The sequence below is a fragment of the Micromonospora sp. NPDC048947 genome, assembly GCF_040649495.1.
Taxonomy (GTDB): domain Bacteria; phylum Actinomycetota; class Actinomycetes; order Mycobacteriales; family Micromonosporaceae; genus Micromonospora; species Micromonospora alfalfae.
The window spans coordinates 151,831-167,165 of sequence record NZ_JBEZFO010000016.1 but is presented as its reverse complement, the minus strand read 5'-3'; the positions used below and the strand labels follow the sequence as shown (position 1 = coordinate 167,165).

Annotated in this window: 13 protein-coding genes; 6 read left to right on the top strand and 7 right to left on the bottom strand. The window is 71.9% G+C overall.

The annotated features are described in order from the left end of the window. The first annotated feature begins 18 nt into the window (after positions 1 to 18). Entirely contained in the window at positions 19 to 663 is a 645-nt protein-coding gene (locus tag AB0B98_RS22995; RefSeq protein WP_357365172.1) for a hypothetical protein, read from the top strand. Between the two features lie 13 nt (positions 664 to 676). On the opposite strand, the gene AB0B98_RS22990 is transcribed toward AB0B98_RS22995, so the two are convergent. Beyond that, positions 677 to 1,507 (bottom strand): DUF3152 domain-containing protein, encoded by an 831-nt coding sequence (locus AB0B98_RS22990; protein ID WP_357365170.1) that lies wholly within the window; start codon positions 1,505 to 1,507, stop codon positions 677 to 679. A 138-nt stretch (positions 1,508 to 1,645) separates the two neighbouring features. Between AB0B98_RS22990 and AB0B98_RS22985 the strand changes: the two genes are divergently transcribed. Together AB0B98_RS22985 and AB0B98_RS22980 are read left to right on the top strand one after the other, a co-directional pair. Next, positions 1,646 to 2,146 (top strand): SigE family RNA polymerase sigma factor, encoded by a 501-nt coding sequence (locus AB0B98_RS22985; RefSeq protein ID WP_357365169.1) that lies wholly within the window; start codon positions 1,646 to 1,648, stop codon positions 2,144 to 2,146. Next, complete coding sequence (locus tag AB0B98_RS22980) at positions 2,143 to 2,901, top strand: hypothetical protein (protein WP_238669584.1); 759 nt, start codon at positions 2,143 to 2,145, stop codon at positions 2,899 to 2,901. Before AB0B98_RS22985 ends, AB0B98_RS22980 begins: the two co-directional genes overlap by 4 nt. A 14-nt stretch (positions 2,902 to 2,915) precedes the next feature. Here AB0B98_RS22980 and AB0B98_RS22975 read toward each other — a convergent pair whose 3' ends face one another. Next, positions 2,916 to 5,687 carry an ATP-binding protein gene (locus tag AB0B98_RS22975; RefSeq protein WP_357365166.1) on the bottom strand — a complete coding sequence of 924 codons (2,772 nt, stop codon included), beginning with the start codon at positions 5,685 to 5,687 and terminating at the stop codon, positions 2,916 to 2,918. 202 nt (positions 5,688 to 5,889) lie between these two features. Between AB0B98_RS22975 and AB0B98_RS22970 the strand changes: the two genes are divergently transcribed. Beyond that, positions 5,890 to 7,341 (top strand): M28 family peptidase, encoded by a 1,452-nt coding sequence (locus AB0B98_RS22970; protein WP_357365164.1) that lies wholly within the window; start codon positions 5,890 to 5,892, stop codon positions 7,339 to 7,341. Between the two features lie 61 nt (positions 7,342 to 7,402). Here AB0B98_RS22970 and AB0B98_RS22965 read toward each other — a convergent pair whose 3' ends face one another. After that, complete coding sequence (locus AB0B98_RS22965; RefSeq protein WP_357365162.1) at positions 7,403 to 8,101, bottom strand: SDR family oxidoreductase; 699 nt, start codon at positions 8,099 to 8,101, stop codon at positions 7,403 to 7,405. A 149-nt stretch (positions 8,102 to 8,250) separates the two neighbouring features. Here AB0B98_RS22965 and htpG point away from each other — a divergent pair, with 149 nt between their 5' ends. Then, complete coding sequence (htpG, locus tag AB0B98_RS22960) at positions 8,251 to 10,179, top strand: molecular chaperone HtpG (protein ID WP_357365159.1); 1,929 nt, start codon at positions 8,251 to 8,253, stop codon at positions 10,177 to 10,179. Positions 10,180 to 10,237: 58 nt separating this feature from the next. Here the strand turns inward: htpG and AB0B98_RS22955 are convergent, their stop codons facing one another. Together AB0B98_RS22955 and AB0B98_RS22950 are read right to left on the bottom strand one after the other, a co-directional pair. Then, complete coding sequence (locus AB0B98_RS22955; RefSeq protein WP_357365158.1) at positions 10,238 to 10,891, bottom strand: response regulator transcription factor; 654 nt, start codon at positions 10,889 to 10,891, stop codon at positions 10,238 to 10,240. Further along, complete coding sequence (locus tag AB0B98_RS22950; RefSeq protein WP_357365156.1) at positions 10,891 to 12,009, bottom strand: sensor histidine kinase; 1,119 nt, start codon at positions 12,007 to 12,009, stop codon at positions 10,891 to 10,893. The genes AB0B98_RS22955 and AB0B98_RS22950 overlap by 1 nt, the downstream gene beginning before the upstream one ends. A gap of 109 nt (positions 12,010 to 12,118) precedes the next feature. Here AB0B98_RS22950 and AB0B98_RS22945 point away from each other — a divergent pair, with 109 nt between their 5' ends. After that, entirely contained in the window at positions 12,119 to 13,528 is a 1,410-nt protein-coding gene (locus tag AB0B98_RS22945) for a nitrilase-related carbon-nitrogen hydrolase (protein ID WP_357365154.1), read from the top strand. 104 nt (positions 13,529 to 13,632) lie between these two features. On the opposite strand, the gene AB0B98_RS22940 is transcribed toward AB0B98_RS22945, so the two are convergent. Both AB0B98_RS22940 and dinB read right to left on the bottom strand, forming a co-directional pair. Continuing rightward, positions 13,633 to 13,998: a hypothetical protein gene (locus tag AB0B98_RS22940; RefSeq protein ID WP_357365152.1), complete on the bottom strand. Its 366-nt coding sequence runs from the start codon at positions 13,996 to 13,998 to the stop codon at positions 13,633 to 13,635. Between the two features lie 122 nt (positions 13,999 to 14,120). Next, positions 14,121 to 15,308, bottom strand: a complete 1,188-nt coding sequence (dinB, locus tag AB0B98_RS22935; RefSeq protein WP_357365151.1) for a DNA polymerase IV — start codon at positions 15,306 to 15,308, stop codon at positions 14,121 to 14,123. Between the last annotated feature and the right edge of the window lie 27 nt (positions 15,309 to 15,335).

Sequence of the window (15,335 nt, the reverse complement as noted above, 5' to 3'; positions counted from 1 at the left end):
CACATCGGAGGTGGCGTCATGCCTACCGTCGTCGTTCTCGCGCTGACCCTCGCCCTCGCGCCCGCGCCGTCCCCGTCGGCCACCTCGAACCCGCTCGGTGACATCGTCGGCGGCGTCGGCCAGATCGTCGACGACCTGCTCGGTGGCGACACCCCCAGTGCCGCTCCGACGCCGAGCGTCACCGCCTCCGCGGCGGCAACGCCGAGTCGGCCACCGGTCACCGGTAAGCCCAGCCCGGTGGAATCCACAGTGATTCCCGGGCCCGCCGTGTCGGGCAGCGTCCCCGCACCAGCAGCCCCCGATCGCCGCACCGCTGGGGCGAGCAGCGGCACCAGCGAGGCAGCCGCGCCCTGGCGCGACGGCGACACCCCCGCACCGACCGCCCCGCCTGCGCTCGCCAACCCCACCCGCAATGCCTGGCCACCAGTGTCGTACCTGCTGGTCGTTGCGGTCCTCGCGGTGTTGGCACTGCTGCTCCTGCGCCGCCGGGCCCCCGTTTCCGCCGCCGCACCCGATCAAGGTCCGACGTCGGATCCCGGGCCGGAGCCGGATCCCGGCCCGACGCCGGACAACGTCAGCCGGTTGCCGACCAGCCTCAACGCCATCTACGAGATGGGCCGGCAGGACGAGCGAATCGAGCAGGAGCGCCGCCGCCGTACCTGAGGGCACGCCGTCCTCACGATGCCGAGTAGGCGCCCTCACGCCGGGGGATCGCGTCGTCGTACGCCCCGACCGGCCCGCTGTAGCGGGCCTTGCCCTTCGGGTACGGCCAGGCGTTCGCGGCGCAGCCGTGCAGGCCCAGCGTCTGCTGCTGCATCACCGGCGCCGGCCGGCCCCGCCCGGGGCACCGCTCGTGGCCGTACCCGAGTTTGTGCCCCACCTCGTGGTTGACCATGTACTGCCGGTAGGTCTGCACCGTCGCGCCGTAACCCGGCACCCCCTTGACCCAGCGCGCCACGTTGAGCACCACCCGGCCCCCGTTGCGGCAGGAGGTGTAGGCGTCCGGTACGTCCTGGCAGAGGGTGTCGCGGGTGCCGGGGGTCGCCAGGTAGATGGTGAAGTCGGTCGGTTCGCCGGCACCGACCCGACGCAACCGCCACGCCCCGCCCGCCGTCCACCCGCGTGGGTCGTTCAACGTGGTGGTGATCGCCGTGGCGATGTCCTTCGCCGGCAGGCCCCGGATGTCGCGCTCGACGGCGACCCGGTAGCGCAGCAACCGGCCGGCCGTCGCGCGCCCGGGGGTTGTCTCGCCGGGCGCCACCGACCAGCGGTTACCGCCGGTGGCGGGGTAGCTGACCGGGACGACGGGCGCGGAACTGGGTCGGACCTCGGCGGCCCCGGTCGGCCGACCGGTAGGTGTCGCCGGTCGGCTGGGCACCGGCCCAGCGGCGACCGGGACGGCGGCGGGTTGCCCGGCGGCTGGCAGGCCGCACCCGGTGAGCAGCGCCACCACCAGCAGTGACGCCATCGAGGCGGTACCCCGGCGGCGGGTAACCTTCGTCGACATGTCTCTCCCCTCGCGCGTCGCCGGGTGGCGGCGCGGAGGAGAAGACGGGTGACAGTGGCGAAAAGTTGATGTGACCCAGGGCTCAACCTTTTGCCGGCTCCGCCCGTCTCTAGCTCTGTGGCACGGGGAGGGTTCGCGGTGGCGCGGGGTGACGCGGATTTCGTCGAGTTCGCGCGGGCGGCGTCCGCGCGACTGGTGCATGCCGCGTTCCTGATGACAGGTGACCACCACCAGGCCGAGGACGCCGCGCAGACAGCGCTGGTGCGCACCTACGCGTCGTGGTCGCGGATCCACGACGACGACGCCTACGGGTACGCCCGCCGCACGCTGGTCAACCATCTGGTCGACGGGTGGCGACGGCCGATGCGGGAGTACCCGACCGACGAGGTGCCGGAGCAACGGCGTGGCGACGTGGCCGACGACGTGACCACCCGGCGCTGGTTGATCACCATCCTCGGTGCGCTCAGCCCCCGGGAGCGCGCCATCGTCGTCCTGCGCTACTACTTCGACCTGCCGGAGGCGCAGGTGGCCCGGGAACTCGCCGTATCCGTCGGCACTGTCAAGAGCACCAGCTCGCGAGCCTTGGAGAAGTTGCGCACCGCAACCCCCCGCACGGCCGATGAGAGGGCGCGCCGATGAGCGAGCTGGAACGGCTCCGCCACGCGATGCGGGCGACCGAGCGTCCCGACGCCGTGCTCGATCTGGACTCCGTGATGCGCGAGGGACGTCGGCTGCGTACCCGTCGACGCCTCGCCGGAGCCGGGGCGGCGACGCTCGTGACCGGCCTGGCCGCCGTGGTCGTCGTGGTGGCGGTCGGCGCGTCCGGGCCCGGCGATCCGGCGCCGACCGAGCGCCCGCCGCCGGTCGCCGTCGCCCCACCGTCGGTCGGTGTCTCGCCGTGGGCGGAGAAGTCGCTGGGCTCCACGCCACCGCCGACTGTGGGCCGCGACGAGCCGCCACCGAAGGCCCTGGGCCAGATCGTGGACAGCGGGGTGCGGCACGGCGCGGAGCGTCGGGTCTACTACTTCGTCGCGGTGTCCGTGCCCGGTGAGCCCAAGGTGTCCATCGGGCTGGCCGCCGGTCGCCAGGCTCCGGACGGCTCGTTGAGCACCGACATCCTGGTCAACGACGTCCACGGCAGCGACCGCGGCGCCGGGTTCCACCAGATCGGCTACGACGAGGGCTTTGCCGCGCCGGTGCCCACCTTCGGCTACTTCGTCGGCCCCGCCAGGCGGATCATCGGCACCGTCGGCGGTCGGCAGGTCGACGCCCGAGTGGCGCCATGGAGTGGCGACAAGCAGGTGCTGATCTTCTGGTTCGACCCGGCGCGGCTCACTCCGGGGGAGCGGCTGGACGGCATCATCGCCCGTGACGCCAGCGGCCGCCGACTCTGACCCGCCGCCGGCACTCAGGCCAGTCGACGTTCGATGGTCACAGTCGTTCCCTCGGCGGTGGAGACCAGCCGCACGTCGCCGTAGGCGTTCATCAGCAGCGCGCCGCGTCCCCGGTCCATCGCCGGCCGGCGGTCCCGCCAGGTGCCGAAGTCCCGTACCGAGATCCGGATCAGCCCGCCACCCACCTGGGCGCGCACCCGTACCTCCGGACGGCTGGGTCGCTGTGCGTGTTCGACGGCGTTGTTCATGGCCTCGGAGGCGGCGAGCAGGAGATCTTCCAACACGTCCGGGTCCACGTCCAGGTCGCCCAGCGCGCCACGGACGTCCCGACGCATCGCGGCGGCGGAGGTGGGGGCGGACGGGTACGTCCACCCCTCGTCCAGGAGGTCGCCCAGCCCTTCCGGCTCGGCCGGCGCCTGCACGACCACGGCCGCGTCGCGGACGGGTTCGACCGCCGGGCCCGGCGCGCCCGGTCCCACCGGGGCGGGCCGAGCCGAGGGAGCTGCGGCAGCGACAGCCGCCGGGTCACCGACGACGGCCGCGGCAGGGGTACGGTCGCGGGCTCGGCGGATGCTGGCCCGGATCCGGGCGATCAACTCGGCCGCGGCGAACGGCTTGACCAGGTAGTCATCGGCACCCAGGCTCAGGCCCTCCACGCTGGCCTCCCCACCCGCACGGGCGGAGAGCACCAGCACCGGCAGCGTCCGGGTCGTCGGGTCGGCGCGTAGTCGGCGCACCAGGTCGAAGCCGTCCAGCACCGGCATCATCACGTCGGTGAGGAGCAGGTCGGGCAGCTCACTGTGGATCTCGTCGAGGGCCTGCCGGCCGTCGGTGACGGCCCGCACCCGCCAGCCCTGCCCGGTGAGCAGCCGGGTGAGGTACGCCCGCATGTCGGCGTTGTCGTCGGCGAGCAGGATCCGGGCCCCGGCCAGTTCGTCAGTGGCCGGCCCGGACGCGGGATCGGGCTCGGTCAGCGCGTCCGGTTCGGTGAGCCAGCCCATCGCCTCCTCGACGGCGGCGCGTGCCGCGTCACCCCGCCCGTCCACCGCCGGCCCGGCGACCGCTGTGCGGTGCGCCGCCGACCAGGGCAACGTCACCGTGAACCTGCTGCCGACGCCCACCTGGCTGGTCACGTGCACGTCGCCGCCCTCCAGCCGGGCCAACTCGTGCACCAGGGCCAGCCCGATGCCCGTGCCCTCGTGACTGCGCGAGCGGGCGCCCCGCACCCGGTGGAAGCGTTCGAAGAGTTTCGGCAGGTCCCGTTCCGCGATGCCGATGCCGGTGTCCGCGACGGTGAGGCGCACCTCTTCGTCGTCGGCGTCGACGGTGACCCGGATGCGGCCGATGAACGTGTACTTCAGTGCGTTGGAGAGCAGGTTCGTGACGATGCGTTCCCAGTTGACCGGGTCGACAGCTACCGGCCGGGGCAGCGGTGGGCAGCTCACCTCGAGAGTCAGCCCGGCCCGCTCGACGGCGGCCCGGAACACCCCGGCGAGTTCGGCGGTCAGCGCGGCCAGATCCACCACCCGGGCGTCGCTTCGCGCCCGCCCGGCCTCCAGGCTGGAGAAGGTGAGCAGGCTGTTGACCAGCGTCAACAGTCGGGTGGCGTTGCGCCAGCCGGTCTCCACCCGCTCCCGCTGCACCGCCGCCAACGGCGCGGTGGCGTCGGTGAGGGCGTCGGTCAGCGGGCCGAGGATGAGGGTCAACGGGGTACGGAACTCGTGGCTGACGTTGGCGAAGAAGTCGGTCTTGACCCGGTCCAGTTCCGCCATCGCCTCGATCCGGCGCCGCTCCTCCTCGTACTCCTGGGCGTTGCGCAACGCCACGGAGATCTGCTGGGCGAGCAGTTGGTGGAAGGAGCGGTACGCCTCGTCGAGCCCTCGGCTGGGGCTGACCCCGGCGAGCAGGACGCCGAGCGGCTGATCCTCGTCGGCGGAGGGCAGCGGTAGCGCCAGCGCGGTGCGAACCGGGTCGTTCCACGGGCCGGCGGGCAGCGGCAGCCGGTCGGCGACGTCGGTCACCTGGGTCGCCCGGCCCTCGGCGGCGTCCGCCAGCCCCCAGGCGTACGCGGGCGGGCCCGGGTCGGTCAGCTCGACGGTGTCCGGCAGGGCCGGGGCGTGCCCCTGGTCGCCGCCGGTGCAGGTGATCCGGCGCAGTGCCGTGCCGTCGCGCAGGTAGATGGCGGCGAACGGCACGTCCAGGGGGTGACCGTCGATCACGTCGATCAGCCGAGCGGCGGTGGCGTCCACGTCGACGGTGCGCCCGTCGCCGAGCACTGACAGGTCGCGAAGGAGACGGAGCCGGCGTTCGCCGACCACCTGCTGGGTGACCTCGCTGCACACGGTCAGTACGCCGACGGTGCGGCCGTCGTCGTCGCGGGCCGGGGCGTGCGAGACGCTGAAGTAGGCCTCCTCGCGGTAGCCGGCCCGCTCCAGCAGTAGTTGCAGGGCGGGAACCCAGCTGGCCACCCCGGTCGCCATGGCCTCCTCGATCAGGGGGGCGAGCACGTTCCAGCCTTCGGCCAGCGTCACCCGTACGTCGTCGCCGAGCGCGGCGGGGTGCTTGTCGCCGATCAGGGCGGAGTACGCGTCGTTGTAGAGCTGGGAGTAGCTCTCACCCCAGAGCAGCAGCATGGGGTACCGGGAGGAGAGCACCATCCGGACGGCTGCGCGCAGGCTCTGCGACCATTCGTCGACCGGGCCCAGCGGGGTGCCGGCCCAGTCCAGTTGTGCCATCAACCGCCCGGTGTCGCCGCCGAGGAACAGGTCAGTGCTGGGTCGCGTCACGCTCGATCCGACCCCATCGCAAGCCCCCGTTCCGGGCCCGACGACCCCTGCCGCGTTACCTACCCATCCTGACACCTCTACTCACCTGTGCCGACGCCGGTACCCACAGTCGAACCGGCGGCGGTTCGGGACGAACGACCGATGCTCAAGAAATAGATATCTGTAAGTGTCTCGGGTATCTCTCCAACCCCGAGGAGCCCCCATGAGAGGCAGAACGCTGAGCGCGGGAATCGCGCTCGCCGTGTTCGCCGGGATGACGGTGCCGCTGGTCGCCCAACCGGCGACCGCGTCACCTCCGACCGCCACGACGGTGACCCGGCCGATCGCCGCGTCCGCCGCCGCGTTGGCGGCGCCGGACATCTCCATCACCAACGTCCAGGCGCACCTGACCCAGTTCAACGCCATCGCCACCAGCAACGGTGGCAACCGACGGGCCGGCTCGGCCGGCTACACCGCCTCGCTCAACTACGTCAAGACCAGGCTCCAGTCGGCCGGCTACACGGTCAGCGAGCAGTACTGCTCCAGTTGCCGGTACCCCTCGAACAACCTCATCGCCGAGTGGCCCGGCGGCCCGGCCGACCAGGTGGTCATGTTCGGCGCGCACCTGGACGGCGTCGCGGCCGGTCCGGGCATCAACGACAACGCCACCGGCTCGTCGACCCTGCTGGAGAACGCGCTGGTCCTGGCCGCGCAGAACCCGACGATGACCAAACGGGTGCGGTTCGCCTGGTGGACAGACGAGGAGCAGGGGCTCAACGGCTCCCGGTTCTACGTCAACTCGCTCAGCGCCACCCAGCGCGGCTACCTCAAGGGCTACTACAACTTCGACATGGTCGGCTCGACCAACGGCGGCTACTTCATCAACCGCGTCACCTCGACCACCGCGGCGCCGCTGAAGGCGTACTGGGACTCGTTGGGCCTGCAACCGGAGGAGAACGTCGAGGGCCAGGGCCGCTCCGACGACTACTACTTCCAGCAGGCCGGCATCCCCACCTCGGGCTATGCCGCCGGCGCCAGCGCGCGCAAGACCAGCGCCCAGGTGGCCAAGTGGGGCGGCACCGCCAACTCCGCGTACGACCCGTGCTACCACCGGTCCTGCGACACCACCGCCAACGTCAGCGCCACCGTGCTGAACCGGGCGGCCGACGGTGTCGCGTACGCGCTGTGGCAACTCGCCGTGGGCGGCGGCACCCCGACCTGCACGGGCGGTCAGGTGGTCGCAAACGGTGGCTTCGAGAGCGGCAGCACGCCGTGGACATCGTCCTCCGGCGTGATCACCAACGCCAGCGCCCAGCCGGCCCGGACCGGGTCGTACAAAGCGTGGCTCAACGGCAACGGCAGCAGCGGCACCGAGAGCCTGACGCAGTCGGTGACACTGCCGGCCGGGTGCGCCAGTTACACGCTGTCCTTCTGGCTGCACATCGACACCGCCGAGACCACCGGCTCCACGGCGTACGACCGGCTCACCGTGCAACTGGGGTCGACCACGCTGGCGACGTACTCGAATCTGAACAGGGCGTCCGGCTACGTCCAGCGCAGCTTCTCGGTGGCCGGGTTCGCCGGGCAGACGGTGACGCTGCGCTTCACCGGCACCGAGGACTCGTCGTTGCAGACCAGCTTCGTGATCGACGACGTGACGCTGGTGGCGAGCTGACCGCGTACCCCGAAAAGGGCCGCCGCCGGCAGCGTCCGGCGGCGGCCCGTCACGTCGTGGGTCAGGGGAGCTGTGGGTAGAGCGCGGCGACGCCGCCGGGGAACCCGGCCTGCACCCGCCGGCTGACGTCGTCGGCCACGATCTCGTAGGCGTCGGCCTCGACGCCGTCGACGGCGAGCCCGGCGATCACCGCCGGGTCGGACTTCGGGCCGGTGACCGTCGCGGCCATGTCGGTGTCCAGGTAGCCGACGTGCAGGCCGGCCACCCGGACGCCCCGGTCGGCGAGCTGGAGGCGCAGCGCGTTGGTCATCGCCCACTCGGCGGACTTGGCGGCACCATACGACCCATGCAGGGGGAAGTTCACCCAGGACAGCACGGAGAGCACGTTGAGGATGGTTCCGCCGCCGTTGCCGGCGATGACCGGCGCGAATGACCGGATCATCGACAGGGTGCCGAGGTAGTGGGTCTCCAGCTCCAGCCGGATGAGGTCCAGGTCGCCGTCCAGCAGATCGGCCCGGTTGTCGATGCCGGCGTTGTTGATCAGCAGGTTGACGTCGCCGGCCAGTTCGGCGGCGGCGGCCACCGAGGCGGGGTGGGTGATGTCGAGGCGCACCGGCGTCACGCCGGGCAGGTCGACGCTGTCGGGGTTACGGGCACCGGCGTAGACGGTGGCGCCCCGGGCGAGGAGTTCGGCGGCCAGGTGCCGGCCGAGGCCACGGTTGGCGCCGGTGACGAGGGCGGTGCTTCCAGCGATCTTCATGGCGGTCACGCTATCCGACCTGACTTCTGTTAAGCAAAGTCAGCCATGTCACGGGGGTCGTCAGCCGGATCGGGAATACGACCCGGATGCGCCCACACCCCGACCCGTGACGACTCGTATCCTTTCCGCGAACCTTCGCACGAGCCGAGATGGGAGACGGTGTGAGCAACCAGGCCGAAACGTTGGAATTCCAGGCCGAGGCGCGTCAGCTCCTCCAGTTGGTGGTCCATTCGATCTATTCGAACAAGGACGTCTTCCTGCGGGAACTCATCTCGAACGCGTCCGACGCACTGGACAAGCTCCGGCTTGCCACCCTCGTCGACAAGGACCTCGTCGCCGACACCGACGACCTGCACGTCGCCCTGGAGATCGACAGCGACGCCCGCACCCTCACAGTGCGCGACAACGGCATCGGGATGACCCGCGACGAGGTCGTCCAGCTGATCGGCACGATCGCCAAATCGGGCACCGCCGAGCTGCTGCGCCAACTGCGCGAGTCCGCCGACGCCCACGCCAAGCAGGACCTCATCGGCCAGTTCGGGGTCGGCTTCTACGCCGCGTTCATGGTCGCCGACCGGGTCACCCTGCTGACCCGCAAGGCCGGCGAGACCGGCGGCACCCGCTGGGAGTCCACCGGCGAGGGCACCTACTCGATCGAGGCGGTCGACGAGGCGCCGCAGGGCACCACGGTGACGCTGCACCTCAAGCCGGCCGACACCGAGGACAACCTGCACGACTACACCGCCGAGTGGACCGTCCGCGAGATCGTCAAGCGCTACTCCGACTTCATCGCCTGGCCGATCCGGATGAGCGTCGAACGCCCCGGCGCCGACGGTGCGGCCGCCACCCGTGAGGTGCAGACCCTCAACTCGATGAAGGCGCTCTGGGCGCGACCCCGCGACGAGGTCGACGCCGCCGAGTACAACGAGTTCTACAAGCACGTCAGCCACGACTGGGCCGACCCGCTCGAGGTCGTGCACATGAAGGGCGAGGGCACCTTCGAGTACGAGGCGCTGCTCTTCCTGCCCAGCCACGCCCCACTGGACCTGTTCTCCCCGCAGGGCCGCCGCGGCGTCCAGCTCTACGTCAAGCGCGTCTTCATCATGGACGACTGCGAGGCGCTGGTCCCGACCTACCTGCGCTTCGTCAAGGGCGTGGTCGACGCGCACGACCTGTCGCTGAACATCTCCCGGGAGATCCTTCAGCAGGACCGGCAGATCCAGATCGTCCGCCGCCGCCTGGTCAAGAAGGTCCTCGCCACTGTCAAGGACCTCAAGGCCAACCACGCCGAGCGCTACCGCACCTTCTGGACCGAGTTCGGCGCGGTGGTCAAGGAAGGGCTGATCGACGACACCGACAACCGGGACACCCTGCTGGACCTGCTGTCGGTGGCCTCCACCAACGATCCGGCCGAGCCCACCGACCTGGCCGGCTACGTCTCGCGGATGAAGGACGGCCAGAGCGACATCTGGTACGCCACCGGCGAGTCCCGCGCCGCCATCGAGAACTCTCCGCACCTGGAGGCGTTCCGCGCCAAGGGGCACGAGGTGCTGCTCCTCACCGACCAGGTCGACGAGGTGTGGGTCGAGCGGGTCGGCACGTACGACGGTCGGCCACTGCGCTCGATCGCCAAGGGCGAGATCGACCTGGACACCGACGAGGAGAAGCAGCAGGCCGAAGCCGAGCGCGAGCAGCAGCGACAGGAGTTCGCCGGGCTGCTCGACTGGCTGGGGACCACCCTCACCGACAGCGTCCGGGAGGTCCGGCTGTCGTCGCGGCTGACCACCTCACCGGCCTGCGTCGTCGGCGACGCCCACGACCTCACGCCGACCCTGGAGAAGATGTACCGGGCGATGGGGCACGAGATCCCCACCACCAAGCGGATCCTGGAGATCAACCCCGGTCACCCGCTGGTGTCCGGGCTGCGCAAGGCCCACGAGCAGGGCAGCGACTCGGCCGCCCTGACCGAGACCGCCGAGCTGCTCTACGGCTTGGCGGTGCTCGCCGAGGGCGGTGAGCTGACCGATCCGGCCCGCTTCACCCGGACGCTCGCCGACCGACTGGCGCGCACCCTGTAACTGGCGTCCCCCCCGGCCGGCGGGTCGCCCGAACAGCGGGCCCCGCCGGCCGGTCACATCACCGGCCGGGGATCACCAGACCCGACTCGTAGGCGATCATCACCGCCTGGGCGCGGTCGCGCAGGTGCAGTTTGGTGAGCAGGTTGCCGACATGGGTCTTCACCGTGTGCTCGCTGAGGTGGTGATGGGCGGCGATCTCGGCGTTGGACAGGCCGGCCGCGATCAGGCGCAGCACGTCCGTCTCACGGGCGGTCAGGGCAGACACCGCAGCGGCCCGGGCGGGGTCCGGATGGCCCCGCCGGTGCAGCTCGCCTATCACTCGGGCGGTGACGGCGGGAGCGAGCAGCGCGTCCCCGGCGGCCACCACGCGGACCGCGTTCACCAGGTCGGCTCGGGGAGCGTCCTTGAGCAGGAAGCCGCTGGCCCCGGCCCGCAGGGCCGCGTACAGGTAGTCGTCGGTGTCGAACATGGTCAGGGCGAGGACCCGGCTCGGGGTGAGCGCGCAGACCTGGCGGGTCGCTGCGACACCGTCCAGGACGGGCATCCGCATGTCCATCAGGACGACGTCGGGGCGGTGTTCGCGGGCAACCCGCACTGCGGCTGCGCCGTCCGGGGCCTCGGCGACCACCTCGATGTCCGGCTCGGCGCCGAGGATGGTGGCGAACCCCGCCCGGAACAGGTCCTGATCATCGGCGAGCACGACACGCAGCATCAGATCACCGCCGGTGTCGACAGCGGCAGGACAGCGGTCACCGCGAAGCCCTGGCTGTCGGAGGTCGGGCCCGTGTGCAGGGTGCCGCCGCAGGCGTGGGCGCGCTCGCGCATGCCGACGATCCCGTACCCGGCCCGGCCGGCGTCGGACGCTCGATGACCGCGCCCGTCGTCGGTGATCGACACGGTGAGCGAGTTCGCCGTGTAGTCCAGTCGGACGCGAACCGATCCTGCCCCGGCATGGCGCACCACATTGGTCAGGGACTCCTGCACGATCCGGTAGGCGGCCACCCCGACGTCCGGGGGCGGCGCGAGCGGCGGCTCGACGGCACCCGCGGACGGCGTGACGGTGAGCACGGCATCGAGGCCGGTGGCGCGGACCCGCTCGACCAGGACGGGAAGGTGGTCCAGACCCGGCTGGTCGAGTGGCTGGTCGGTGGGTTCGTGCAGGCTGCCGACCGCGCGGCGGAGCTGGACGACAGCGTCCCTGCCGGTGGCGGCGATCGTCGCGAACGTGGCATCGGCGCGATCCGGCTGGTGACGGACCAGGAGGGGACCCGCCTCCGCCTGGACGATCATGACGCCGACCGCGTGGGTGAGGATGTCGTGCAGGTCGTGGGCGATCCGGGTGCGTTCGCGCAGCACCGCCGCCGCACGTTCACCGGCGATGCGACGATCGCGTTCGGCGAGGGCCGCGGTCTGGCTTCGGCGTGCCCGGGTGCTGGTGCCCAGCGCGTACGCGAAGAGGTAGGCGACCGACAGGTAACGCAGCACCTCCACGTCCGGGCGGGGATACAGCAACGAGACCAGCAGGCCGGCGGCGGTCAGCACGATGCCGAGCAGGCGGATCGGCACTGAGGCCCGCGCCGCGAACGTGTAGAGGCAGACGAGCGGTCCGACCGGCAGCAGTGGGGGCGCGCCGAGCGAGGCGGACACGGTGGTGGCGACGCCCACCACGAGGGCGACCCGGAGCAACGCCTGGTCCCGGCACAGCACCGGCACCGACGACGCCACCGCGAGCGGCAGCACCCACCACTCGCGTGGCCCACCGGCCAGGGCGGGCAGCACTGTCGCCGCGACGGCGGCCACGGTGACGGCGAGATTGACGTACCGCTTCACGTCGGCAGTATCGTCCGACCCGGCGCGTTGACGCCTCCCTCCACGGGACCAGATCGATCCGGCCTCGCAGGGCGATCCGACCCGGCCGCCACCGCCGCACGCTCGACACATGATGACGATCCTCGCCACGCTCCTGAGTGGCCTGCTCTGGTTCGGTGGCACCGGGCTGCACCCGGTCCCCGCGCTGACCTGGCTCGCCCCGCTCCCGCTGATCCTCGCCTCGACGCGGGTACGCCCGAGGACGGCGCTCTGCGCGACAGCCCTCGCCTGGTCGATCGGTCAGTGCGGCGTGCTCGGCTACTACCTCGGCACCCTGCGACTACCGGTCCCCGTGGTCGCCGGTGTGGTCCTGCTCGGCGTCGGTCTCGCGACCGGCACGGTCCTGCTCGCCCGCGCACTGCTGCTGCGCGGACGAACAGTCCTCGCCGTCCTCGCCGTGCCCTCGCTCTGGGTGCTGGGGGAGTACGTAGCGTCCCGCCTGCTGCCCAACGGCGCCTGGTGGAGCCTCGCCTACACGCAGGCCGACGTCCGCCCGGTGATCCAACTGACCGCGCTCACCGGCGTCTGGGGCGTCACCTACCTGCTGCTCGCCGTCCCGATCGCCCTCGCCGCCCTGCGCGGAAGCCCTCGTCCCGCCCTCACCTGCCTTCTCGTCCTCCTGCTCGGCGCCGGCGGGTGGTCGGCCTGGTCGCTGGGCCGTTCGCCCGAGCCGGCCGAGCGGCTGACCGTCGGCCTGGTGGCACTGCGGCAGCCCGAGGACGGGCTCCCGATCGACGGGCAGCCCGGCCGTGACCTGCTCGCCCGTTACGCCGCGCGGGTCGAGAACCTGGTCGCCCGCGGGGCGCGGATCGTCGTCCTGCCGGAGAAGGTGTTCGCCGTGACGGACACGACGATGCCGGTGCTCGTGGCCGCGCTCCAGCAGACCGAGGCTCAGGTCGTCGTCGGCGCGGTGCGGCGACGGGCCGACAGGGCGAGCAACGTCGCGCTGGTGCTCACACCGGGCGGGACCATCGCGACGTACGAGAAGCAGCATCTCGTCCCGGGCCTGGAAGACTGGCTGACGCCGGGTGACGAGGTGCTCGTGGACGGGCGGTTCGGCATCGCGATCTGCAAGGACCTCGACTTTCCCGGCCTGGTCCGGCGGTATCGGGCGCAGGGCGCCTCGGTGCTGCTCGTCCCCGCCCTGGACTTCACCTCCGATGGCTGGCTGCACGGACGGATGGCACTGGTCCGGGGCGTGGAGAACGGGCTCGTCGTGGTCCGGGCCGCGGCGTTCGGCCGGCTGACGGTCACCGACCCCGGCGGCAGGATGGTGGGCGAGGCCACCGCCGGTGACGCGCAGTTGCTGCTCACCACACCGACGTCGGGGTGGGGCACTGTCTATTCGCGTACCGGAGATTGGTTTCCGCTGTTGTCAGTGGTCCTGTTGCTGCTGGCCGTGGGTGGCGCGCGGTGGTGGCCGGTTACCAGCGGTTCCAGTGGGAGAACGCGTCCGCGTCGGCCCACGGACCGGGCTTGAGGTCCATCGTTGCCAGGCTCCGCCGCGACAGGCGAACGCTCGACCGGACAACCGGCCGAGCGTTCGCCTGTGCGGTGCGGATCAGCGCAGGGGTTGGTGGCCCGTCACGCCGCGGAGGCGGCCTTCGCCCCTCGGTGCGACGCCACCGGTCCGGCGTTCCAGCCCCAGCGGGGGGCCGGTACCGCCGCGTCACGACGCCCGTCCGTGTCGGCGTCGTCGCCGTCGGTTCCGTCGACGGTCAGTTCGACCGAGGCGGGTGTGCTGCGGGCCAGCCGCAGTGAGTGCTCGGCACCGGTGCGGGCCGCGCACGGCCAGGACTGCCCGGCGCACTGGAGGTTGCGGCACTGGCCCTCGTCGTCCGGCTCGTGTGCGCTCAGCACGTCGATCGCCAACTGCCACAGCAGCGGGTCGGTCACGTCGTGCGGACGCTCGGCGGTGCGACTCGGTCGGTTGCTGGTGTCGTCGGACATGGTGGGCCCCCCTCGTCAGGCTGTACCCCCCAAGGGTCACCCGTCAGCCGCCGGCTAAACCGCCGACCTGCTGTGATGTGTCTCTGATCGCAGCTCGGCCGAGGACGCCGCACGCTTATCGGTCAGTCCGGCAGAAGCGGCATCTCCACGCCCGGCTCCCGGCCGAGCAACACCGCCCGCGTGAGCGCCGCTGATCCGAACCGGTCGCGGACCGCGTCGACCGCAGCGTCCAGATGGGACCCGGAGTCCGGCTGGAACGGCAGCTCAGGCTGGACCGGGTTGTCGTCGAGGTTGCCCACTGAGACACCGATCAGGGTGATGCCACGCCGATCGATCTCGGGCAGCGCGGTGCCTAGCAGCGCACGCGCGGCGGCGAGCAGTGGCGTCGTCTCCGCCGTCGCCTTACCCACCGTGTGCGAGCGGGTCGCCCGGGTGTAGTCGCCGAAGCGCAGCCGCAGCACCACGGTGCGGCCGGACCGCCCGGCCGTCCGCATCCGCCGGCTGACCCGGTCGACCAGGCCGGCGAGGATGGCGTCCAGTTCCGTCGAGGCGTGCGGGGTGCGACTCAGCGCGTGTTGCGCGCCCATCGAACCGCGCCGCCGCCCCACCTGCACCGCCCGGGGGTCGCGATTGTGCGCCAGCGCGTGCAGGTGCCGGCCGGCGCCCGCACCGAGCAGCGACACCAGCGCCGCCTCACCGAGGCGGGCCACCTCCCCGACGGTACGGATCCGGCGTTCGCGCAGCTTCGCGGCCGTGACCGGGCCGACGCCCCAGAGCCGTTCCACCGGCAGCGGGTGCAGGAACGCCAGCTCGGCGTCCGGTGCGACCACCAGCAGGCCGTCCGGTTTCGCCACGCCGCTGGCCACCTTGGCCAGGAACTTCGTGCGGGCCACCCCCACCGTGATCGGCAGGTGGACCCGGTCGCGGACCTCCCGGCGCAGTCGCTCGGCGATCTCGGCCGGTGGCCCGACCAGCCGCCGTAGACCACCCACGTCGAGGAACGCCTCGTCGATGGAGAGCCCTTCGACCAGCGGTGTGGTCTGCCGGAAGATCTCGAAGACCGCGCGGCTCGCCGCCGTGTACGCCGACATCCGAGGCGGCACGACGATCGCGTCCGGGCACAGCCTCCGCGCCTGCTGGCCGCCCATCGCGCTGCGGACGCCCCGCGCCTTCGCCTCGTAGCTGGCCGCGAGCACCACGCCGCCACCGACGATCACCGGCCGCCCCCGCAGACGCGGGTCGTCACGCTGCTCGACCGACGCGTAGAACGCGTCCAGGTCGGCGTGCAGGATGCTGGCGCCGGGCGACACGTACACATGTTCGCATGGCGTCCGTCT